The following is a 23258-nucleotide window of genomic DNA, read 5'->3' as shown; positions in this document are numbered from 1 at the left end:
TTCTCCTTAGTCCTGAGCTACTTTAGTTACGCGTAGGTTGATAAGTGCCAATGCGCCAACCAATAGGAAGATAAGCGTTGCTACTGCACTTGCTAGACCGAAGTCTTGACCACCAGCACCTTCGAATGCGATTCGGTAGGTGTAACTTACTAGCAGGTCGGTGTAACCCGCAGGCTCTGATGTACCAATCATGTTTGGACCACCGCCAGTCAACAACTGGATAAGTACGAAGTTGTTGAAGTTAAATGCAAAACTCGCGATCAACAATGGTGTTAACGGCTTCAACATCATTGGTAGTGTGATACGTGTGAAGTTCGTGACAAAGTTCGCACCATCAATGGCTGATGCTTCATATAAATCGTCTGGAATCGCTTTTAGTAAGCCCATACACAAAATCATCATGTAAGGGAAACCAAGCCAAGTGTTAACAATTAAGATCATGGTTTTCGCCATGAACGGATCAGAGAACCAAGCCGGGCTAATGCCGAATAAGCCTTCCAACAACATGTTGATCTCACCAAAGCTTTGGTTAAACAAACCTTTAAAGATCAAGATAGAAATAAACGCCGGAACTGCATAAGGCAGGATTAGCAACAAACGGTAAACTGAGCGACCTTTAAGTGCTTCCCACTGAACCACACTGGCAAGGACAAGACCAATAACAAGCGTAAATAATACGGTTAGCGCAGAGAAAACAATGGTCCAGATAAAGATACTGATAAACGGCTCTTTGATACCATCATCTTTCCAAACACGCTCAAAGTTGTGGGTACCAATGTTCACCACGAAACCTGGTGACACTGTGCTGCCAACAAATTGACCGTTTTCATCGACAGGCTGGTAGTAACCTACTTCCATATTTGGACGTAGCGTTTCTTCAGTCCGGTTGTTGTAAAGCGTTTCACCATCTTCTTGTAATGTGTACAAAGGCACAACTGCAGCAAATTTGCGCAGCCCACTCATGCGGATATCATCACCACTTGGCAAATGTAAATCGACACTGCTCAACGCACTGCGGTTCTTAACAATCGCCTTGATTGATTCTTTTTCACCCGTTACTTCTTCAATTGGTGAAAGATCAAACTCCGATGCTGAAAGGTTATCAAGCTGAAAAGTCGGGCTTGCAAGTAGCTCACCATCTTTTTCAACCACAAGTTGATGGCCTTGCTCCGTTTTATACAAAGTGAACGGGTAGCTATCACCACTTTGGTAAGTTCGGTCCAAAAGTACGTTCTGAGCGCGATCAAAAGAGAGTTGGTTTTTCGCGCTATAGTTGGTAAACGCCAAACCTATGGTGTACGCCAAAGGAAAAAGAATGAAAAGGATCATCCCTGCTATACCAGGGTAGATGTAACGGTGTGCGTACGTCTTTTTGCTACCAAAGATGAACAACGCTAAAGCGGTAAGAATGAGCGTAAGTAGTGCAAACGCAATCTCACCGCGAGAATACATAAGGATTGTTGCGTAGCCATTGATGATGCCGACTGTGCCTAAAAGTGACCATTTCATGAACACTTTTTTGCTGCTCGGAAGGCTGGCTTCTGGTGCTGTCATAGCATTTGTACCTTGAACTGACTGCATAGGGAACCTGCTAGCGAATATAGAATAAATATAGAAAAGTAAGGAGGAGTTGCCTCCTCCTTAAAAAGGTCTTACTTAATTATTTAGTCATTTGTTTTTCTGCATCTGCAAGAGCTGCATCGACAGTTTGACGACCGTCAACTACGTTGATGATTGCGTTCTTAGCCGCACCCCAGAATGCGTTCATTTGAGGGATATTTGGCATGATTTCGCCGTTCATCGCATTGTCCATTGTTGCTGCGATACGAGTATCTGAATCTAGCTCACGTTGGAACGAGTTAAGTGCTACCGCACCTAGAGGCTTATCGTTGTTAACCATACGTAGGCCATCGTTTGTTAGTAGGTAGTTCTCAATGAACTCAACTGCTAGATCTTTGTTTGGAGACGCAGTGCTGATACCAGCCGTTAGAACACCAACGAATGGCTTAGAAGATTGACCTTGGAACTTAGGTAGCGTAGTCACGCCGTAGTTAACGCCAGACTTCTCAATGTTGCCCCAAGACCATGGACCGTTGATCGTCATCGCTGTTTTGCCTTGGTTGAACGCAGACTCAGACACTGAGTAATCCATATCCGCAGAGATTACGCCTTTGTCAACTAAGCCTTTTACGAAGCTCATTGCGTCTTTAACGCCTTCTTTCGCGATACCTGCGTCTTTAACATCGTAACCTTCAGAAGTGTATTTAAACGCGTAGCCGCCATCAGCAGCCATTAGTGGCCAAGTGAAGTACGGTTCTTTTAGGTTCCACATGATTGCAGACTTGCCGTCTTTTTTAAGTTTTGCATCTAATGCTGCAACCTCTTCCCAAGACTTTGGTGGGTTTGGAACTAGGTCTTTGTTGTAGATTAGAGATAGAGACTCAACCGCAACTGGATAGCCGATCAATTTACCGTCGTAACGTACTGCATCCCAAGCGAAATCAACGATACCTTCTTGAATATTCTTAGAAGGTTTAATTTCTGCTAGCAGGCCAGCTTCTGCGTAACCACCGAAACGGTCGTGAGCCCAGAATACGATATCAGGACCGTCGCCAGTCGCTGCAGTTTGAGGGAATTTGTCTTGAAGGCCATCTGGGTGAGCCACAGTCACTTTAATGCCTGTGTCTTCTTCAAATTTCTTACCAACTTCAGCAAGGCCGTTGTAGCCTTTATCACCGTTGATCCAGATAGTAAGTTGTCCTTCTTCGATGGCAGCATTAGCACCAAAAGAACCCAAAGCAACAAGAGTACCTAGTGCTACAGCGCTTAACTTTTTCATGTTCGTATCCTTTTTATATTTTTGATGTAGGGCTAGTCCATTGAGGTTCAGCCGTATTTCGACATATATCATCTGAAATAATCCAATATGTCTCATCCTCCTAATCCCTACGCCCTTACAATTATGACGTATTTTCGTGATCTAAATCGCCAAGGGTAAGAGACTCAAATCACAAAATGGATAGTTCCTGTGATCGGTTTCAACTTTAGGTGGTGCAATAATGTGATTTCCGACCAACTGCTTTCTTCCTCCTCCTTTTTTACTCCTCCCTTTCTACTCCCCCTACAATTATTTCTATTAGGAGGATGTCGCACTACGAACAATCTTAGAAACTGCAGTCATCCAAGAGTGGATGGTAAGAACCCTTTCCCAGCAGTGCCTACGTATTAGGAAAAAGATTTGCTGGTTTTGCATTGCCAGACGAGTGGAATGTCATTATTAGTGTTGTTTGTGGTAATTATTTCACGGGGGAGACAATACGAATAATGTGGGGGAGAGAAACTCGTACTTGGCTATGATGGGTAGCACTTCTATTCAGGACATTTTATTGAAGTGCTACCCTACTTTTCTTACCAACCGCAAGAACTTACCGATTCCTACTGTTACTGCTCGCTAGATAATTCATATAATGATGAGCGGTGAATAATAAAAAATTGATCGAGGACGAGCTACATGGCGAGTGTCACGTTAAAAAATGTTTGTAAAGCGTATGGCGACGTACTGATTTCTAAGAACGTAGACCTAACAATCAACGAAGGTGAATTTGTTGTTTTCGTAGGTCCATCAGGTTGTGGTAAATCTACCCTTTTACGTTGTATTGCCGGTCTTGAAGACATTACTTCAGGTGATTTGTATATTGGTGACCAGCGCATGAATGACGTCGAACCATCCAAACGTGGTGTTGGTATGGTATTCCAGTCTTACGCTCTTTACCCGCACCTTAACTTATATGACAACATGTCATTTGGCTTGAAACTAGCAAAAGCAGACAAAGCAGAAATCGACAAGCGTGTTGAACAAGCAGCAGAAATCCTACAACTAGGCCACTTGCTTGAGCGCCAACCAAAAGCACTTTCTGGTGGACAGCGTCAACGTGTGGCGATTGGCCGAACATTAGTATCGCAGCCAAATGTATTCCTTCTAGACGAGCCACTATCAAACTTGGATGCGGCACTGCGTGTAAACATGCGTGCACAAATTACTAAGCTACAACGCCAACTTGGTTGTACCATGATCTACGTAACGCACGATCAGGTAGAAGCGATGACAATGGCAGATAAAATCGTTGTACTAGACGGCGGTTATGTATCGCAAGTTGGTAAGCCGCTTGAGCTTTACCATTACCCACAAAACCGCTTTGTAGCTGGCTTTATCGGTTCTCCGAAAATGAACTTCATGAGCGTATTCATTGATGAAGTAGAAGCAGAGCGCGTCAAAGTTCAACTATCTAACGGCGTATCTTTCTGGATTCCGGTGGATGGTACAACAGTTAACCGCGGCGACCGAATGTCTTTAGGCATTCGCCCTGAGCACCTATTATCCGCTTCTGAAGCTGATGCAAGTATTCACGGTGAAGTGATGATTGTTGAGAAGCTAGGTAACGAAACTCAAGTATACCTAAACCTAGAAGGTGCGGACGCCGACGTTATTTTCCGTCAGCCTGACACGCTTGCAGTCGACACTGGCGATAAAATCGAGATCGGTATTCCAGCTCATCGTTGTCACCTGTTCCACAGTGATGGTCGCGCATGCCGCCGCCTATACAAAGAAAACGGCGTAGAAGTCGAATAGTTCATTCGTCCTTACTCAAAAAAATCCCTCTCACTTGAGAGGGATTTTTTATCTTAATAAATATCAGCAATTCGATACTAAATCATTAATCGTTAACGAATCAAATCACCCGTTTCTTCTACCCTCACATAAACCATTGTCTTTGTACTGATACTTCATTTTTAATACTTTTCCTCATTCCTCATAAGTAAGTACCAGCTTTTTCCTAACCCGCCAAACTTAGCCAAAGGGCCAAATATCATTCTTATTTCCACTTACCTCTACAACGCAAATTTTTACACTTATCAACGAAATTACACGTGACAAAAAACTCAGCAGCATTCAACAGAATGCTCTGTGCACCAACTACTAATAACGTTCACGACACGGCAATTGGGGAAGACACCCAAGGGCGGTAGCGTGTCAGAAGGGAAACTGAGTCATGAAACAAAAAGGACTTATCCGCTCTCATGAGATGGAGTTCGCTTTTTTATATCGCATCTCAGATCTTGCTGTCATCGTCTCTTTTATGCTGCTTTTAGTGTTCAAAGACATGAATACTGCGATGGGGAAAGATTACGTCATATTGGCTTTCGTTGGAGGCATCTCCTTTCTATTTATGGCAGAAAGCGGCAATCTGTATCGCTCTTGGCGAACCAGTTCGTTTAAAGAGCAGATGTTTATTGTCTGTGTTGCTTGGGCGGTGACTTCTGCACTTATCTTTATTGTGCTGTATTTTTCTGAAGTCCATACCTTATTTGATAACACAATTTTAGCGCTGTGGTTTGCGATTACGCCCGCTCTGCTCTTAGCATGGCGAGTAACATTCCGTACCGGATTAGCCTATTTGAGAAAAAAAGGATTCAACACTCGCACTGCGATCATCATCGGCCAAACTCCTCACGGCATTACCCTAGCTAACGAAATTCAAAACCACACAGAACACGGCGTGCTTTTTGATGGCTTTTACGACGAACGATCTTCCGACAGATTGCCAAATTCTGATTATCCTATTAAAGGAGCTGTTGACCACGCCCTTGAGCGAGCTAAAAAAGGGGAAGTAGATTACGTCTATATCGCGATGCCAATGCACGCAAAAGAGCGCATTGCGTCACTTCTTAACCAATTCTCAGATACCACCGCAAATACGTATCTGATTCCCGACTTCTTCACTTATAACCTTTTACATTCTCGTTGGGCGCAGATCGGCCAAGTTCAAACACTAAGTGTCTTTGATACACCTTTTGCTGGAATTTCTTCTTGGGTAAAACGGTTTGAAGACATCTTGTTTTCGAGCATTATTTTGGTCTTAATCGCCCCTATTCTATTCGTCATTGCGATTGGCATTAAGGCAACTTCTAAAGGCCCTGTCATCTTTAAACAACATCGTTACGGTCTTGATGGACGCAAGATTGAAGTCTGGAAGTTCCGTTCAATGACAACCATGGATCAAGGTTCCAACGTGAAACAGGCGACAAAGAACGATCCTCGTATTACGCCTTTTGGCGGATTTCTACGTCGCACCTCTTTGGACGAACTACCTCAATTTATCAATGTACTGCAAGGGACCATGTCTATTGTCGGCCCACGCCCTCATGCCGTGGCACACAATGAAGAATACCGTCAGATCGTGGATCGCTACATGCTACGTCACAAAGTAAAACCAGGCATTACTGGCTGGGCGCAGATTAATGGTTATCGCGGCGAAACCGACACCTTAGAAAAAATGGAAAAGAGAGTCGAATTTGATTTGGATTACATCCACCACTGGTCGGTTTGGATGGACATCAAAATCATCTTTATGACCGTTTTCAAAGGCTTCACTGGTGCTAACGCTTACTAAGGTTAAGATTATGAAGAAACTGACAATGGCAATAGCATTGAGTCTGTTTTCTACTGACTTGCTCGCAGAACCGATGGCTTACCAAACCGAGTCTGGTATAGAGTTGATTCCCCTCGTAAAAACTTTCTACGAGGGAGATGACAACATCAATAAAGCGGAAAAATCCGGCAATGTAGAATCGGTCAATATTTGGGGTATAGAACCAAGCTTACTAGCACGTATAGAACGGAATCGCTATCGCGCAGATATTTTATATAAGTTAAAAGCGGGCTTTTCATCTGACGATCGCAACGACTTCGACGACCACACTTTTCAGTTTTCCAACTTTTTCGAATTTAATCATCGTCATCGTTTAGTGGTTGATTACCGTTTTCGCGTCCAGCATGAAGTTCGAGGAGAAGATATTACCGAAGGTAATGGTAGCGCAATCGACTCACCAATAGAGTTCAACCGTAACGATGTAAAAACCAATTATGTCTTTGGATCTAACGGTGCCAAAGGCAGACTCGAATTCGGTTTAGGCTATAGTGATAAAACCTATCAAAACTATCGTGACGGCTTGCCTGGTCGCACAAACGCTAAAACTAAATACAACGATTTTCGAGCTCCCAATGCACATTTGGAGTTCTATTTAAGAGCGACGCCAAGAACCTATTGGTTAGTCGGAACAAACCAAATCGTAACCGAGTATCAGCACCGAAATTCTGCGCAGCCATCGAAAGATAACAACACCAGTTTCTATTACACCGGTGCCGAATGGGAAGTCACAGGAAAAACCAAAGGCATCGCTCGAATCGGTTATCAAATCAAAGATTTTGACAGCGCTCAACGAGAGACATTTAAAGGCTTTAGTTGGGATATCGGCTTTGAATGGTTGCCTCAAGAACAAACTCTAGTCAGCGTGAAAACCACTCAAGCGGCGGTTAACCCCGATCAAGATGGCGATTACAACCTACAAACTCGTTACCGACTGAACCTGAAGCACGATTGGAATAGTTACCTTGCAACTCGCTTAGGTGCTGTTTATCAACAAGATGATTACACGGGAATCTCCAGAAACGACGATCGGTACACTCTATCTTTTGGTATCGATTATCAGATCAAACGTTGGATACAGCTGCAAGCCGATTGGCAATACCAAGATAAAAACTCTAGCCGATCGGGTTATAGCTTCGAACAAAACATTTGGACTTTAAGCGCACAGTTTTCTCTGTAAAAAGGATTATTAATGAAGGCATTCATCAAATTCATGAGTGTAGCGTTGTTGCTATTTAGCACTTTGGTCAACGCTGACTCAAACGAGGAAGATTACTTACTCGATACTGGCGATACCATTTCCGTGCAGGTCTATGGTGAAGAAGATCTTACGATTAAAAATATTCTAATAACGTCAGATGGCTATTTTGATTACCCCTACCTTGGCCGAATCAAAGCAATCAAAAAAACACCAAAACAACTCAAGTACGAAATAGAAACGGGCTTAAAAGGCGATTATCTCATCAATCCAAAAGTGATGGTCACCATCAATAACTTTCGTCTGTTTTACGTTAATGGCGAAGTCAGGAAACCTGGTGGATTTGAGTACCGTCCAGGGTTAACCATAGAGAAGGCCATCGCTCTAGCAGGTGGCTTGACCGACAGAGCCTCACGCAAAGGCATTAACCTCACCAAGCATAAAACGGGTCAAACGATGGAAGGAGTCAGTATGCACCGCAACGTTGAACCTGGTGACATTGTATTTATTGACCAGAGCTTCTTTTAAGTGACAGGGAATCAAATGAACGGGACTCATCCAAATAATCTCCAGATGAACAAAGTAGAACTGATTCGTTTTGGCCATCACTTCAAAGCGATTAAAAAGAATTGGCTAAGCATCGCAGCATTCACGCTTCTGTTCTCATTAACTTGTACTTGGTATATCTACTCCAAAGCATCGATATACCAAGCTACAGCTACGCTACTCATCCAAGAGGAGCAAAAAAGCGCCCTTTCAATCGAGGAAGTATATGGCGTCGACACGACAAAAAAAGAGTACTTTCAAACGCAAATCGCCATTTTAAAATCGAATCATATTGCAGATAAGGTCATTAGAGAGCTGAACCTCACCCCATTACCTGAATTCACAAGCTCAGGGGGGTTAAATAAAAAAATCGACCAAATAAAGTCGATTCCTTTTGTTCAAGACCTACTGAATGTGGCACCAAGCCCAAAAGAAACCGCGCAGTTTTCAGAGTCCTATTATCAGGCACTTCAAGCTTTCAGAAGTAAACTCGATATTGAGCCAGTACGTAACACCCAATTAGTCAGAATTCGCTTTCGTTCTACCGATCCTAAGCTTGCTACGACAATCGCCAACGCGGTCGGCCAAGCCTATATTGACGCAAATTTTGAAGCCAAATTGGTCGTTACACAAAATGCGGCTACTTGGTTGACAAATAACTCTCAAAAATTGGAGGAGCGATTACGTAACTCGGAGCAAGCGCTGCAAGAATTCTTGTTAAAAGAAGGGTTGATCGATATAAACGGTATTGATGAAATTTACGCAAATGAGCTAGAAGAACTCACTCGCAAGCTGAATATCGCTGTTAATAAGCGTATTGAAGCGCAGACGTTAATCCAACTGTTACGACGTAAATCTTCGCAAAGTTTAGACAGCTTGTTGTCAATTGATGAATTCGCTAATCAAGCGCAAATCCGCGATCTAAAATTGTCGGAAGCACAGGCAGCCAAAAATCTCTCTGAACTGGCACAGCGCTACGGACCTAAGCATGATCGAATGATTCAGGCGAAAGCACAGCTTGCTGAAATTCAATCAAGAACCCAGCAACTCATCCGGGACATTTCCTTCAGTAAGCAACAAGACCTTCTTGCTGCAAAAGCGCAAGAGGACATGCTTCGAGCAGAACTCGATAACAAAAAGTCAGACTTCCAATCGTTAGGGTCACAAAAAGCGCGTTACGAACAGTTAAAACGCGAGGTTGAATCCAATAAGGCACTCTATGAAGCGTTCTTAAATCGTGAGAAAGAGACCAACGCCACCAGCGACTACAAGAATGTCACTGCTCGCTTTACTGATAAAGCCATCATCCCTCTATTCCCGGTGGCACCACAACGAATCAAACTGGTACTAATTGCCACCTTTTTTGGCTTTGCCATTGCTTGCGCTCTGGTCATCATCTTAGAAACGATGCGAGAAGTTATCCGAAGCACAGCCGATGTGCAGGAAAAACTTGGTGTTACGTGTTTAGGTGTGATTCCTATGGTCAAAAAACGCAATTTGCGTAAAAACGGCGTCAGTTATACCGCGTATTTAGATGATGAAGAAAAACTATTTAGTGAAGCTTGCCGCTCGGTCAGAACCTCGCTTCTGCTCAGATTAACCAACACGAAGCAAAAGATATTGCCCTTTACCTCTGCTATTCCAGAAGAAGGAAAAACATCGACCAGTATCAATATGGCGGTGTCGTTTTCAAAAATGGAAAAGGTGTTGATCATCGACTGCGATTTACGTCGACCTTCCATCGCAAAGCGATTCGGTATTGCTGAATCAAGCCCTGGCTTAACGCATATCCTGACGATGGATACGCCAATCAAAGATTGTGTTACACATATAAAAGAAGCCAACTTAGATGTATTACCGGCGGGCCTAATTCCGCCAAACCCACAGGAATTACTGGCTTCTGATCGCTTTAAAAAGTTGCTCGAACATTTTCAAAATAAGTATGACCGGATCATTATCGATACACCTCCACTACTGTCAGTGAGTGACGCACTTATTCTTGGTCAGTATGCCAATGGTCTGATTACCGTCATTCGCTCAGAATCGACAAAATCATCACTGGTTAACCTTGCGTTATCTAAACAAATACAACACTCAGTTCCATCTCTTGGCGTCTTAATCACACAAGCCAAGGCCAAGGAAGGAGAGACGCTTTATGTCCAGAAATACGCCTACTAACGTAAACCTATCTTGGTACCAAACGTTGAAAAGCCAAGAACAGCCAGTATTGATCTATCAAATGGGCAAAGTAGGTTCGAGTGCATTAGAGCATTCCATTCCTAACTCGATTCACTTGCACGACCTTATGACCGTCGATGCGCAAAAACAAATATCCCCCGTTAGAGCACAATTGCATAAGCCTCAGATCAATGCGTTAAAGCGACGACTAAAGCGTATAACGATGAGCCATATGTTAAAGCGCAAGAAAAAAGTTCGAATTATCTCGCTGGTGCGAGAACCGATCGGACGAAATGTCTCAATGTTCTTTCAAGCACTTCCTTTTTGGATGGCGGACAAATATCTAAAGGATGACAGCGCAATACGTACCGAACGACCGCAATTACTCCAAGAAGCATTTGATAAGCACATGAATCATCAATATGCGCTGCAGTGGTTTGACAACGAGATCAAACAACTAACAGGGATTGATGTGTTTAACGAGTCTTTTAATCACGAAGTAGGCTATCAAACATACCATAACAATAACTTCTCACTGTTGGTCATTCGAAGTGACAAGCTAACGCAGGCTAACTCCGCAGTTGAAGACTTTTTAGGTTACCCCGTGGATGTTGTTTATGAAAATCAATCAGACAACAAATGGTACTCGCCACTAATGAAAGAATTCAAAACGCAATTTCAACCTACACCCGAGTACGTTGAAGAAATGCTGAATTCTAAATTGACGAAGCACTTTTTCTCAAATGCAGAAATCACCGACCTTAAACAGCAATATCTGACCAATTAATCATGAAAACCAAGATTCTACATATTATCAATGATCTTTCTCTGAACGGCGGTGCTCAGAAGTTCTTAGTCGACCTTGTTTTAGAACATAAGCCTGAATACGAAATCAAAATTTTGGTCTTGTGTGATGAAAATGATTACTTACCAATGCTATCCGCCCAAGGCATAGAGTGTTTTAACTGGCGCACATTGCCATTGAGTGAGAAATTCTCTTTGCTGCGTTGGCCGGATGTCGTTCACGGGCACCTCTACCCTTCCATTTACCTAGCGCTATTGGCGGTAGGTAAAAAACGAATCCAGACTGAGCACTGTTCTTATAACCGTCGACGTGACTATCCGCTGTTTAAGTTCATGGAATACATCTTATATTGGGGCCACGACTTGACAGTCAGTATTAGTGAAAAAGTACAAGATGAACTCGTGAAGTTCATGCCTCGCTATCAACATAAATATCACGTGGTGCACAATGGCGTTGATTTAAAAAGGTTTTCTATGACGCCAAGATTCGCCAGCCACCTAATCGACAAACCAGTTATCAAGATTGGAATGGTGGGCCGACTTCACCAACATAAAGACCATGAAACGCTTATCCAAGCACTTATCCATTTACCAAGACGATACGAACTCCACCTTGCGGGAGATGGAGAAAAAAAATCGTCACTGCAAGCATTAGCAACAAAAATCAACGTCGCGCAACGTGTTCACTTTCATGGCGTAGTTTCTGACGTTCCAGCCTTTTTGAACGACATGGATATTTACGTGCAATCGTCGCACGTCGAAGGCTTTGGTTTGGCGGCGGTTGAGGCGATGGCAGCAGGCTTACCCGTACTATCGTCGGACGTACCTGGTTTGGATGACGTCACCGGACGTGCCGAATATTTATTTCAAGTTGGTAACGCCACTGAACTGAGCCAAAAAGTTCTCCAGCTGTGTGAAAGTGTTGAGCGGTATGACGCTGCAAGTCAATACTCAGTCAATAGGGCCTCTCTCTACACCATCGATAAATTTCGTGAAGGTTACTATGGAATCTACCAGCAGCTTTGCGCCAACAAATAGTTCCGCGCCATCGAGCCATCGCGCCTCATTGCTTGCAGCATGCCTATTAGCATTGTTCTTTATTCCTATGAAGTTTCGTGCTGGAGGAATAGCGCTAGCCCCATCTGACATCGCAAGCCTTTTGTCCATTGGTTTTACTGCATTAGTGGTATTGGAAGGAAAAGCTGAAAAACTCATGCATCCCTGTATGGGGTTCCTCGTATTGTTCACTGGGTATGTGTTCATAAATGGTCTGCTAAATCGCGTCCCTTTAATGCCGCTAGTTATAGAAACTGTGCAATGGTTAGCGATTTTGTGCCTACTGAGCCTAATGTACGCCTATGGCGTGTTTGATGACGAACGGGTAATGGTTTATTTCACGTATTTGTTGTTTTTCATCTGTACGCTCGTTGCCTTATGGCACTTTGCTCAGGGCTATCAAAGCGGGTTTAAGTTACTCGGGGTAAGTAAATACGGGTTCGGTGTACTGTGCTCACTACTGTACCTTTATCGAGATAAAATTCGCGCTTTCCACCTTTTGATGCTCGTAGCTTTAGTATTACTGGTGTTATCACAAGAAAGAAAAGCGCTACTTGGTTTTTGTCTGCTTTTCTTCTTTGACCAACTGCTCGTAAAAAACTTAATGAGAAAATCGCTCAGCGAAACGTACACGTGGACGATTTTATTAGCCTTAAGCTTCATTGTGTTTACTGCCGTCACAACCACACTCTACGTTGGGTTTGAAACGCTAGCAGACACATTGGAAATAACCCAAGAAGACGTCTTATTTGCCAACCAAAGTGAAGCCCGATGGGTATCGAATCTTCATAGAAAACTTTTACTTGCCAATGGGCTAGATATTTTATTTCAACACCCGGTGTTAGGTGTCGGCGCGAAAATGTTACCCAACTTTATGATCAGTTACTTTAATTATGATGAGCTGGCGATCTACACCCACAACTTTGTGTTAGATACCGCAATTGAATACGGATTGCTTGGTATCGGTCTGCTGTTTGGTGGTTATTTTCTTTTTATTCGCTTTTGCTTCCGTAGTCTTAATGAAAACAGAAAAAGCCTATTACTTGCGATATACGCCCTCATCATGGTGTTTTTCGTTGCGGTAAACACCACCATAATTTTAATACTCTTATTACCCGTCATGATCAGCATGAGCAACGACTCAAGGGCCATTGCTCATACTTTTCCGGTAAACCATCACCACGAATATGAATAATCAAGGATAGGATAGATGAAGTATTCAATCTCTCGACAATTTGAAAAGAACCGAGAACTCCAAGCTGATAATTTTGTTTTAGTTTACCAAATGGGCAAAGTTGGCTCCTCATCAATTGAGCACACGCTAGGGGAGAAAAATATCCCGAGCTATCACATCCACACCTTTGATGATCACGAAGAATTTCACATGTATCACAATAAAAAAGACGTGAGTAAATTCTTCGACTTCCGAAACCGCGCACTCTATCGCTTAGTGCTCAAGCAGCGAAAACGTATCTTACAAAAACGCGAGCAGATTAAAATCGTTACGCTGGTCCGCGATCCAATCGCAACTGTCTTTTCTCGCTTCTTTCAAGATCTCCATTTGCAATTTATCGAAGGCAAAAAGAACGATGCAATTCACCGAGATATGGAAGTCACGTATCAGCACCTCGAGCATTGCTTTGATAACTATATCAATCTCAACTATTTTGCGGACTGGTTCGACAACGAGTTAAAGCGTAATTTCAATATCGATGTGATGCGCCAAGAGCTGGACAACACTCAACCTTTCTTCACATTCCAGAACGATCAGGCCAACGTCATGCTAATCAAATGCGAACAGCTCAGTTCTCTTGATAAAGAAATCGGTGAGTTTCTTGAGTTGCAAGACTTCGTACTGAAAAACAGCAACGAAGCGAAAAACAAGTGGTACTCCAATATCCACCAACACTTTAAGAATCACTACGACTTCTCAAAACTGTTCTATATGTACGATCTTCCCTTGTATCGCCACGTTTATTCAGAGCAAGAGCGTGATGCTTTTAAACACAAATGGATGCAAACACCAGGGACAAAATCATCATGAAGAAAGTACTCCATGTTACAGAAGCGTTTGGAGGTGGCGTTCAAACCGCCCTCTATAGTTATGTTCACTCATCCAGAGACGAGCCTTATCAACATTTCTTGCTAGCCAGAGCCCGAGAAAACGACTTGACCAATGAGAACAACCACCACATTTTCGTACAGACAAAGTGGGTAGAAGGCGGCTTGCTTCAATTTATTCGCGATGCAAACCACATGATTGCATCACTTGCTCCCGACGTCGTGCATTTGCACTCGAGTAAAGCGGGATTTCTCGGCCGATTTCTAAAGCTTGGCAAGGCACGCTTGGTTTACACACCGCACTGTTATGCCTTCGAACGTGAAGATATCTCAGAGCTTGCACGCCAGATCTATAAAGCACTAGAGAAAGTAAAACTGAGCAAAATTGATGTGGTTGCAGGCTGTAGCCAACGAGAGTGTGACCTAGCCATTAGCATTGGTGCGAAACGTGCCGAACTGCTCAACAACTACGTGTCTTATCAAAGTGAAGATCGTATAGAGCGAAACAAGCAAGAAGCGCTGAAGCTCGTTGTACTTGGTCGTGTCGCGCCCCAAAAAGATCCTCAGTTTCTTATCAGCACATTGCAGTTCCTTAATCGGTATGCGCTTAACCGCCCGATAGAAATCACATGGATAGGTGGCGGTGACCACGTACTCGAACAGAAATTACGCACTGAAAATGTGGATGTAACGGGCATGCTGCCTCGCGATGAGGTAGTTGAAAAGCTCAAGGGTTCAGACCTTTATCTACATACTGCAGCATGGGAAGGGATGCCGTTAACCATTCTAGAAGCATCCAAGTTACATCTTCCTATGGTTATTCGGACCATCGGCGCAACCAAAGATCTCAACTACCCGTTTTTAGCGCTCACACCTGAAGAAATGGCCAAGCAGATCGCGCATTGTGTCAATCATTATGAAGAGATTGATTTTCGCCAATATACAGCAGAATTAAACGATGCCTTCAGTGAAGAAAAACAGCGCCTCGCACTCAATAAACTTTACGGTTAAATGCCCCTATGTTTCACACTGTTCAACAAAAATTACTGTTGATGCCCAGCGGTAAAAAAAGCTTGTTATCTACTGGATTAAAAACCGCAATCACGCGTGTGTTGAGTGCGCTATTTGCTTTTTTACTGACTCTGATTGTATCGAAGACCAGTGACGCTTCGACGGCCGGTCAATTTTTCTTTTTATTCAACCTAGTCTCGCTACTCGCTATCGTTTCTCAGCTAGGTTTTGATGTCTCGTTAGTTCGTTACAATGCGATCGCTTTTAATAACAAAGAGAAGCTTGAACAAAGCCAAAACTATAAAACCGCACTTTATCGAAGTATGGCATTTTGCTTGCTCGCCATAGGCGTTTTGTTAGCAGGGTTTAATCTGTTTCCAGAACAGCTAAACCAGACTCAATCACCAATGTATGCGATTACTTTATGCTTGCTTTGCATACCTTTCTTGGTGCTTGCGCAAACCAACAGTCGGGTGCTTCAAGCATGTAGAAAAGTAGTATCATCTCTGTTTGCGTTGCAGCTTGGGGTAAGCATGTTGATGGTCATTTTTGTCTTTGCCCTAGACTATATCGGTCAGCAAAATATCAACAATCTAATGACCGCACTGCTTTTAGCGAGCATAGGTGTCGCGGTCATATCTAGTGCCAATTGGCTTGGCTCAGATCAATATCAAACATCGGCTTTCGTACCAAACAAAAAAATGGTCTCTTCTGCCAAGCAAGTCTGGGTTGGCAGTATCTTCACGAATGTTCTTCAATGGGGAAGCCTTGTTATTACGGGCTTTTTTATCTCAACAGCGGAACTCGGTTTGTTAGCCGCAGCCCAACGTACATCACTACTGATTGGCTTCGTGCTGATTACCATTAACTTTGTGGTCGCCCCGATGTTTGCCTCTCTCTACAAAGAGCGTCAAATGCGTAAACTGCAGAACCTGAGCCGCTTGGCGTGCCGAGCCAATGTTGGTTTAGCGATTGTACCCGTAATTATTTGCACCCTCTTCCCCGAGTTTGTAATGCAGTTTTTTGGTGAGGAGTTTCTCGCCGCGGCGCCACTATTAGTCGTCCTTTCTCTGGGGCAGTTAGTCAATGTTGCGACTGGTTCAGTAGGTTTTTTATTATTAATGAGCGGTCATGAGAGAACCATGAAATACATTACAATTTCCTCCGGTACGGTGTCCATCTGCCTACTTGTTACGCTTTGCCAAATGTTTGGGGTGATTGGTGCAGCGTGGGCAATGGCAATTGGCATGGCTATCCAGAATTTAGCTGCACTGTACTTTGTAAAACGTTACTTAGGCTTCTTTCCAATAGGTTAATTATGGCTTTAATACTGGCACGCACGAGTTTTGTTTTAGTCCTGATGTTAACCGCTTCACTTTCTTTGTGGAAAAGCTCTGACCTACACCATACCACTTACCTGCAAATGGAAACCTACTTAGGCGGATCGAGTACGCTTCACTTTACTTTCAGTTTATTGATCGGCTTTTTATCGGTCTTCACGTTCCCTTCTCTGGTGAGCTCGAATAAAACCGACTTTTTTGGGATTCGTCTTTTGCTACTGCTGCTAGCTATCGTTTCAATGGAAGAAATAAGCCAACTTTTTATTCCAAATCGATCATTTAGTTTTGATGATCTCAGCACCAACTGGATAGGCGTTATCTCCGGTTACTTTAGTGCCAAGTTAATTCGCTTCATCCGCGCTCGATCGTTCTAGTAATACAGGAATCTCTGAGGGATTTGGGTATATAATTACGCCAAACAACCAGACTAACGAGTACATCATGCCATCTCATCCAACCAAGATTACTTTTTTTGAATTCTTAACCCCGTTGATCACGTCAGGCAAAAAGACGATAACGATTCGAGATGAATCAGAAAGCCATTACGTTCCCAATACAGAAGTCGAAGTTTTTACCTTAGAAACGGATCGTAAAGTCTGCGATATCAAGATACGTTCTGTAGAACCACTTCACTTTGAAGATATTAATGAGTTTCATGCAGAACAAGAAGCCATCGAACTACCAAAACTCAAGCAGTTAATTCGAGAAATCTACCCAAATACCGACACGCTCTTTGTTATTGAGTATGAGCTGATTAAATAACCCACAACAAATACTAGACGACTGGTCTAATTCATTCTATAGTACACTTCATGAACGCAAAGACGAATGACACACGCCAACATATTCTCGACGTCGGATACGAGTTGATCGTAAACCGAGGGTTCACGAGTGTTGGTCTTTCAGAGCTATTAAAAAAGGCCGCAGTGCCAAAAGGCTCGTTTTATCATTACTTCAAATCCAAAGAACAATTTGGTGAAGCGATGATTCAAGACTACTTTACTAAGTATTTTGAGCGTTTAAACGCACGCTTTACCAATACTGAACTGAGTGGCTACCAACGCCTAATGAGCTATTTCGAAGAAATGGTCAAAGTAGAAGACGACGTGTGTAATGCGAACAAATGTTTATTGGTTAAGTTAAGTGCAGAAGTCTCCGATCTATCTGAGTCAATGCGCTTGGCATTACGCCAAGGAGCAGACAAAACCATTCAAGCGATAGCGGATTGCATTGACATCGGAATTCAAGATGGCTCAATCCCCAATGGTGACAGTGCGTTATTAGCAAGGCAGATATACTACCTTTGGAATGGCGCTAGCTTGCTGAACAAACTTTATCAAGATCAGGCAGCATTGACGCAAAGTCTGACCTATACTCAACACTTACTGCAGAATACGCGCACTTGTCCATAACAGGCGGCGTGGAAGCAGAATGAACACCCTACACACGTTTCACTGTCAGAAAAAGCGTCAGTGTTAACACAGTAAACCTTCCCGCTTTAAATAAGCGGGATATTTTGAAATAAATACTAGACGACCGGTCTAATCAAAAAGTGAGATAGATATGACTAACGCAACAAATCGCAGAATAGTACTCGCGTCACGTCCCCATGGTGCACCGACACAAGAAAACTTTCGTTTAGAAGAGGTAACGAAACCGACTCCGAAAGAGGGTGAAATGCTATTGAGAACGGTTTATTTATCTCTAGATCCATACATGCGTGGTCGCATGAGTGATGCCGAATCATACGCTGACCCTGTTGCAATTGATGACGTAATAGTCGGTGGTACAGTTTGTCAGGTAGAAGCATCAAACCACCCAGATTACGAAGCAGGTGAATGGGTTCTTGCCTACACTGTTGGCTGGCAAGACTACGCTATCTCAACTGGTGAGATGGTCATTAAACTTGGTAAAGAACCGCAAAATCCTTCTTACGCGCTAGGCGTTGCAGGTATGCCAGGATTTACCGCGTACATGGGTTTACTCGACATTGGTCAGCCAAAACCAGGGGAAACCATCGTGGTAGCAGCTGCTACGGGGCCTGTAGGCGCAACAGTTGGTCAAATTGGTAAAATCAAAGGTTGCCGAGTTGTTGGTATAGCAGGCGGAGAAGAAAAGTGCCGTTACGCTAAAGAGGTGCTTGGTTTCGATGAGTGTATTGATCACAAAGCTGAAGACTTTGCAGAACAACTGAAAAATGCCTGTGACAAAGGTATCGATGTTTACTTCGAAAACGTAGGTGGCAAAGTATTCGAGGCTGTAATGCCACTTCTGAATACAAATGCGCGTATCCCACTTTGTGGTTTGATTTCTCAGTACAACGCGACAGAGCTGCCTGAAGGTACCGACCACCTTCCATTACTAATGGGTAAGCTCCTGACCAAACGAATCAAGGTGCAAGGCTTCATCATTTTTGATGATTACGGACATCGTTACGGTGAATTTGCGCAAGATATTAATCAATGGTTGGCAGAAGGAAAGATCCAATACCGCGAACATCTAGTACAAGGACTGGATAATGCGCCAAAAGCATTCATCGGTCTGTTGGAAGGTAAGAATTTCGGCAAGCTTGTAGTACAGATTAACGACCCATTATAAAAAGGGATATGTAAATGATTAAACTTCACCACCTCAATCAGTCTCGTTCAAAGCGCATCATTTGGTTACTTGAAGAGCTAGATGTAAATTACGAGATTGTACCCTATGTCCGTGATTCCGTGACCTTCATGGCACCGCCAGAACTAAAAAGTGTTCACCCATTAGGAAAGTCACCTGTTCTTGAAGATAACGGCGAGATTATCATTGAGTCGGGTGCAATGACCGAATATTTGATTGAGAAATACAGTGACGGAGCCTTTGCTCCTGAGCGTGGTACAAAAGCACACACAGAATATTTGCAATGGATGCACTTTGCAGAAAGCTCTGCAATTTTACCTATGCTGCTAAAAATCTTCGTAAGCAAAGAGCCAAATGAAACTCAGTTTTTATCAGGCTATGCCGACAAGGAAGCAATGAATGTACTAGGCTACTTCGAGCAATCCTTAGAAGGCAAAACTTACCTAGTAGAAGAGCGTCTGACTGGCGCTGACATCATGATGTCTTTCATTGTCGAATTGGTTCAAAAGTTTGGTTTAGTTAATCACTTCCCTAATATTGAACGTTATGGGAAACAGCTCGCGACACACCCAGCATTTGCAAAAGCTGAACAACTTGAAGTGAAGTACTCTTAATTACTTCCTCCCTTTCGTCCCTTTGATGACACGTAAAACTTCATTTAAGGGGCGATATTACTAGCATCGCAGACACGCTAACTGGATAGCGCTTCCCCCCAGTCAATCGCATTCGAGAACGTCGATTGTTATGTCAATCAAGCTAATGTAGTAAATTTCTGATTCTAATATAGTTTCGACCATAGTCACCATCTATTGAATTGATAAGCAATATCAGTTTTCTCCCCCAGCTTTTCCGTAATAACCTCCTCTACAGTTTCTAAGGTATTGAGCCCTGGAGGGGGAAGAAAAATGACAAACAAGAAATTGACTACAGCAGCAGGTTGCCCTGTCGCACATAACCAAAACGTTATGACTGCAGGTCCTCGTGGCCCTCAACTATTACAAGACGTTTGGTTCCTTGAAAAATTGGCACACTTTGACCGCGAAGTGATCCCTGAGCGTCGTATGCACGCAAAAGGTTCTGGTGCTTACGGTACGTTCACAGTAACGCACGACATCACAAAGTACACTCGCGCTAAAATCTTCTCTGACATCGGCAAAAAAACAGAACTATTCGCTCGCTTCACTACTGTAGCTGGTGAGCGCGGTGCAGCAGACGCAGAACGCGACATCCGTGGTTTCGCACTAAAATTCTACACTGAAGAAGGTAACTGGGACTTGGTTGGTAACAACACACCAGTATTCTTCCTACGTGACCCACTAAAATTCCCAGACCTAAACCACGCTGTAAAACGCGACCCTCGCACTAACATGCGTAGCTCTACCAACAACTGGGATTTCTGGACATCACTACCAGAAGCATTCCACCAAGTGACTATCGTAATGAGTGACCGTGGTATCCCAGCCTCTTACCGTCATATGCATGGTTTTGGTAGCCACACATTCAGCTTTATCAACGCAGAAAACGAGCGTTACTGGGTGAAATTCCACTTCAAAACTCAACAAGGCATCAAGAACCTGACTGACCAAGAAGCAGAAGCGATCGTAGGTAAAGACCGCGAAAGCCATCACCGTGACCTTTACGAAGCGATTGAGCGTCAAGACTTCCCTAAATGGAAGATGTACGTACAGATCATGCCTGAGCTAGAAGCGGATGAAGTCAACTTCAACCCATTCGACCTAACACGAGTATGGTCTCAAAAAGACTACCCGCTGATCCCAGTTGGTGAGTTCGAACTGAACCGTAACCCAGAAAACTTCTACGCAGAAGTTGAGCAATCAGCGTTCAACCCAGCTGCGGTAGTACCTGGTATCGGCTTCTCTCCAGATAAGATGCTACAAGGTCGTCTGTTCGCTTACGGCGATGCTCAGCGTTACCGTCTAGGTGTCAACCATCATCAAATCCCTGTGAACGCACCTCGTTGCCCAGTTCACAGCTACCACCGCGATGGCGCAATGCGCGTTGATGGCAACTTTGGTTCAACACTAGGTTACGAACCAAACTACAAACAAGAATGGGCAGAGCAACCAGATTACTCTGAGCCACCTCTACGCATCAACGGCAACGCTGATCACTACGATCATCGTGTAGACGAAGACTACTTCAGCCAAGCGGGTGACCTATTCCGTCTGATGAGCGAAGAGCAACGTCAAACTCTGCTCGACAACACAGCTCGCGCAATGGACGGTGTGCCAGAGTTCATCCAACAGCGCCACGTTCAACACGCATACCAAGCGGACGAAGCGTACGGCAAAGGTCTTGAGATTGCACTAGGCTTAAACAAGTAAGCGAACGCGGTAATCATCACACTGTGTGATTAAAAGACATAAAAAAGGAGGTGCCCAACAGCACCTCCTGATTTCAAATCACTAATCCTTAATCACTAGTCACAAACCATGCTCAAGGAGATTCATTATGATTAACTTAGATTTCTTTAAGCTCTTTGATACCAAAGAACTGTTTATCTATTACTGATTCATCAACTACTGATTTTTAGCTACCGCTTTGATCAGTACTGATGTATCCATGCGACCTAAACCATCACGTTGAAGGTCTGCGTATTGCTCATCCACTTTCTTAGTCAGTGGAAGTTCTAGACCCACTCGCTCAGCTTCTTGCAGACAGAAACCTAAGTCTTTGCGCATCCAATCAATAGCGAAGCCAAAATCGAACTTGTCTTCAGCCATCGTATTTGCGCGATTTTCCATCTGCCAAGAACCTGCAGCGCCATGCTTAAGTGTTTCTACAACTTGAGCAATGTCCAAGCCTGATTTTTGTGCTAGCAACAAAGCTTCACTCAGACCTTGTAAAACGCCTCCAATACAGATTTGGTTTACCATCTTACAGCGTTGACCCTGACCGTTTTCACCCAGTAGCGTCATCTGCTTCGCGTACACATCCATCGCCGGAGACACACGGTCAAAAATGCTTTGTTCACCACCACACATGATGGTTAGAACACCATTTTCTGCGCCCGCTTGACCACCAGAAACTGGCGCATCAATAAAGTGATTACCGTACTTAACACACGCTTCAGCCAGCTCAACCGCTAGGTCTGCAGAAGTGGTCGTGTGATCGACTAGCACTGCGTCCGCTTTCAAGCCGACCAGAATGCCCTCTTCACCGTAAACAACGCTACGAACGTCATCATCATTACCCACACAGGTAAAAACAATGTCACAGCCTTCCGCCGCTTCACGTGGTGTTTCACAAGCTACGCCTTGGTATTCTTCAGCCCATTTGTCGGCTTTCGCTTTTGTGCGGTTGTATACTTTGGTTTCAAAGCCCGCTTTACTTAGGTAACCAGCCATTGGGTATCCCATCACACCCAGACCAATAAATGCTACTCGTTGTTTTTCCATTGCACGCTTCCCTTAGTTCACCTGACTGAAATGTTTCGTAACATGCTACTAAAGAATTGAAATCATTACTCGTGATTTCTCTTTCCTCGGTCTCGATGATCCTGCATTGCAGTCCGTTTATTGCGCCTTCTACACCCCTTTACTTGACGATTAGCGTAACAGTCAAAGCACTTACATAGGTTCACTACTGCTTAGCATGGAACATCGCTTGCCCACTCTTGTCCTTGTTCGACCAGAAATTGATGTTGAACTGAGCATCATCGCTCATCTCAATGCGGTGCCAGTACTGCGGTGGACTTGTAGCAAACTGGCCTGCATTAATCACCACCACTACTTCTGCTTCTGTGGCATTTTCATCAGCAAAGCCGTAGTAAGTCACTTGCCCTTCCATGACGCAAAGCTGTCCAAACACTCCCTCAGCGGTATTGTGATGAGTCAGTAGCGCTGGTGGCACATTGTCTTTAGTGAAGAAAGGCGTTGAACGTTGAACAGTCCAGTCTTTAGGAATTCTTAGATGCGACATAATGATACCCTCTCTAAT

21 protein-coding genes are annotated in these 23258 nt (G+C 43.7%); 17 read left to right on the top strand and 4 right to left on the bottom strand.

What is annotated here, in order from left to right:
• Positions 1-6: 6 nt before the first annotated feature.
• Together malF and malE are read right to left on the bottom strand one after the other, a co-directional pair.
• Entirely contained in the window at positions 7-1581 is a 1575-nt protein-coding gene (gene malF, locus R7Z49_RS08700) for a maltose ABC transporter permease MalF (RefSeq protein ID WP_005375273.1), read from the bottom strand.
• Positions 1582-1660: 79 nt separating this feature from the next.
• Positions 1661-2839, bottom strand: a complete 1179-nt coding sequence (gene malE / locus R7Z49_RS08695; RefSeq protein ID WP_005375272.1) for a maltose/maltodextrin ABC transporter substrate-binding protein MalE — start codon at positions 2837-2839, stop codon at positions 1661-1663.
• Between the two features lie 672 nt (positions 2840-3511).
• On the opposite strand from malE, the gene malK reads away from it, so the two are divergent.
• The 17 genes from malK to R7Z49_RS08610 all read left to right on the top strand — a co-directional run bounded on the left by malK (position 3512) and on the right by R7Z49_RS08610 (position 21643).
• Positions 3512-4630 carry a maltose/maltodextrin ABC transporter ATP-binding protein MalK gene (gene malK / locus R7Z49_RS08690; RefSeq protein WP_005375271.1) on the top strand — a complete coding sequence of 373 codons (1119 nt, stop codon included), beginning with the start codon at positions 3512-3514 and terminating at the stop codon, positions 4628-4630.
• A 421-nt stretch (positions 4631-5051) separates the two neighbouring features.
• Positions 5052-6452: an undecaprenyl-phosphate glucose phosphotransferase gene (locus tag R7Z49_RS08685; RefSeq protein ID WP_033906767.1), complete on the top strand. Its 1401-nt coding sequence runs from the start codon at positions 5052-5054 to the stop codon at positions 6450-6452.
• Between the two features lie 10 nt (positions 6453-6462).
• The gene (locus R7Z49_RS08680) at positions 6463-7668 is read left to right on the top strand and encodes an outer membrane beta-barrel protein (RefSeq protein WP_186585141.1); all 1206 of its coding nucleotides are present in this window, start codon (positions 6463-6465) and stop codon (positions 7666-7668) included.
• A 12-nt stretch (positions 7669-7680) separates the two neighbouring features.
• A complete protein-coding gene (locus tag R7Z49_RS08675; protein WP_005375265.1) occupies positions 7681-8214 on the top strand; it encodes a polysaccharide biosynthesis/export family protein in 534 nt (177 codons plus the stop codon).
• 15 nt (positions 8215-8229) lie between these two features.
• The gene (locus tag R7Z49_RS08670; protein WP_047102586.1) at positions 8230-10410 is read left to right on the top strand and encodes a GumC family protein; all 2181 of its coding nucleotides are present in this window, start codon (positions 8230-8232) and stop codon (positions 10408-10410) included.
• Positions 10388-11197 carry a putative capsular polysaccharide synthesis family protein gene (locus R7Z49_RS08665; RefSeq protein WP_065275440.1) on the top strand — a complete coding sequence of 270 codons (810 nt, stop codon included), beginning with the start codon at positions 10388-10390 and terminating at the stop codon, positions 11195-11197. Before R7Z49_RS08670 ends, R7Z49_RS08665 begins: the two co-directional genes overlap by 23 nt.
• Before the next feature lie 2 nt (positions 11198-11199).
• Positions 11200-12252, top strand: coding sequence for a glycosyltransferase (locus tag R7Z49_RS08660; RefSeq protein WP_065275441.1), 1053 nt, complete (start codon positions 11200-11202; stop codon positions 12250-12252).
• Positions 12218-13465, top strand: a complete 1248-nt coding sequence (locus R7Z49_RS08655) for an O-antigen ligase family protein (RefSeq protein ID WP_031780999.1) — start codon at positions 12218-12220, stop codon at positions 13463-13465. The genes R7Z49_RS08660 and R7Z49_RS08655 overlap by 35 nt, the downstream gene beginning before the upstream one ends.
• Positions 13466-13480: 15 nt before the next feature.
• Complete coding sequence (locus R7Z49_RS08650) at positions 13481-14314, top strand: putative capsular polysaccharide synthesis family protein (protein ID WP_005375258.1); 834 nt, start codon at positions 13481-13483, stop codon at positions 14312-14314.
• Positions 14311-15342, top strand: coding sequence for a glycosyltransferase family 4 protein (locus tag R7Z49_RS08645; RefSeq protein ID WP_053303830.1), 1032 nt, complete (start codon positions 14311-14313; stop codon positions 15340-15342). Before R7Z49_RS08650 ends, R7Z49_RS08645 begins: the two co-directional genes overlap by 4 nt.
• 8 nt (positions 15343-15350) lie before the next feature.
• Positions 15351-16658, top strand: coding sequence for an oligosaccharide flippase family protein (locus R7Z49_RS08640; RefSeq protein ID WP_021707644.1), 1308 nt, complete (start codon positions 15351-15353; stop codon positions 16656-16658).
• A 2-nt stretch (positions 16659-16660) separates the two neighbouring features.
• Positions 16661-17056 (top strand): VanZ family protein, encoded by a 396-nt coding sequence (locus R7Z49_RS08635; protein WP_226084007.1) that lies wholly within the window; start codon positions 16661-16663, stop codon positions 17054-17056.
• A 67-nt stretch (positions 17057-17123) separates the two neighbouring features.
• Positions 17124-17444 (top strand): N(4)-acetylcytidine aminohydrolase, encoded by a 321-nt coding sequence (gene yqfB, locus R7Z49_RS08630; protein WP_005385855.1) that lies wholly within the window; start codon positions 17124-17126, stop codon positions 17442-17444.
• 50 nt (positions 17445-17494) lie between these two features.
• Entirely contained in the window at positions 17495-18094 is a 600-nt protein-coding gene (locus tag R7Z49_RS08625) for a TetR/AcrR family transcriptional regulator (protein WP_005385858.1), read from the top strand.
• A 151-nt stretch (positions 18095-18245) separates the two neighbouring features.
• Positions 18246-19280: an NADP-dependent oxidoreductase gene (locus R7Z49_RS08620; protein ID WP_318111555.1), complete on the top strand. Its 1035-nt coding sequence runs from the start codon at positions 18246-18248 to the stop codon at positions 19278-19280.
• A gap of 14 nt (positions 19281-19294) precedes the next feature.
• Positions 19295-19912, top strand: a complete 618-nt coding sequence (locus R7Z49_RS08615) for a glutathione S-transferase family protein (protein WP_005375238.1) — start codon at positions 19295-19297, stop codon at positions 19910-19912.
• 291 nt (positions 19913-20203) lie between these two features.
• Complete coding sequence (locus tag R7Z49_RS08610; RefSeq protein WP_033906756.1) at positions 20204-21643, top strand: catalase; 1440 nt, start codon at positions 20204-20206, stop codon at positions 21641-21643.
• A gap of 195 nt (positions 21644-21838) precedes the next feature.
• Here the strand turns inward: R7Z49_RS08610 and R7Z49_RS08605 are convergent, their stop codons facing one another.
• Both R7Z49_RS08605 and R7Z49_RS08600 read right to left on the bottom strand, forming a co-directional pair.
• On the bottom strand, positions 21839-22717 hold the full coding sequence (locus tag R7Z49_RS08605; protein ID WP_017821261.1) for an NAD(P)-dependent oxidoreductase: 879 nt from the start codon (positions 22715-22717) through the stop codon (positions 21839-21841).
• Positions 22718-22901: 184 nt separating this feature from the next.
• Entirely contained in the window at positions 22902-23240 is a 339-nt protein-coding gene (locus R7Z49_RS08600; RefSeq protein ID WP_005375231.1) for a DUF1971 domain-containing protein, read from the bottom strand.
• Positions 23241-23258 lie beyond the last annotated feature (18 nt).

Source organism: Vibrio sp. 1562 (assembly GCF_033340155.1).
GTDB lineage: Bacteria > Pseudomonadota > Gammaproteobacteria > Enterobacterales > Vibrionaceae > Vibrio > Vibrio alginolyticus.
The sequence above is the reverse complement of the archived record's forward strand: the minus strand, read 5'-3'. Positions and strand labels throughout refer to the sequence as shown.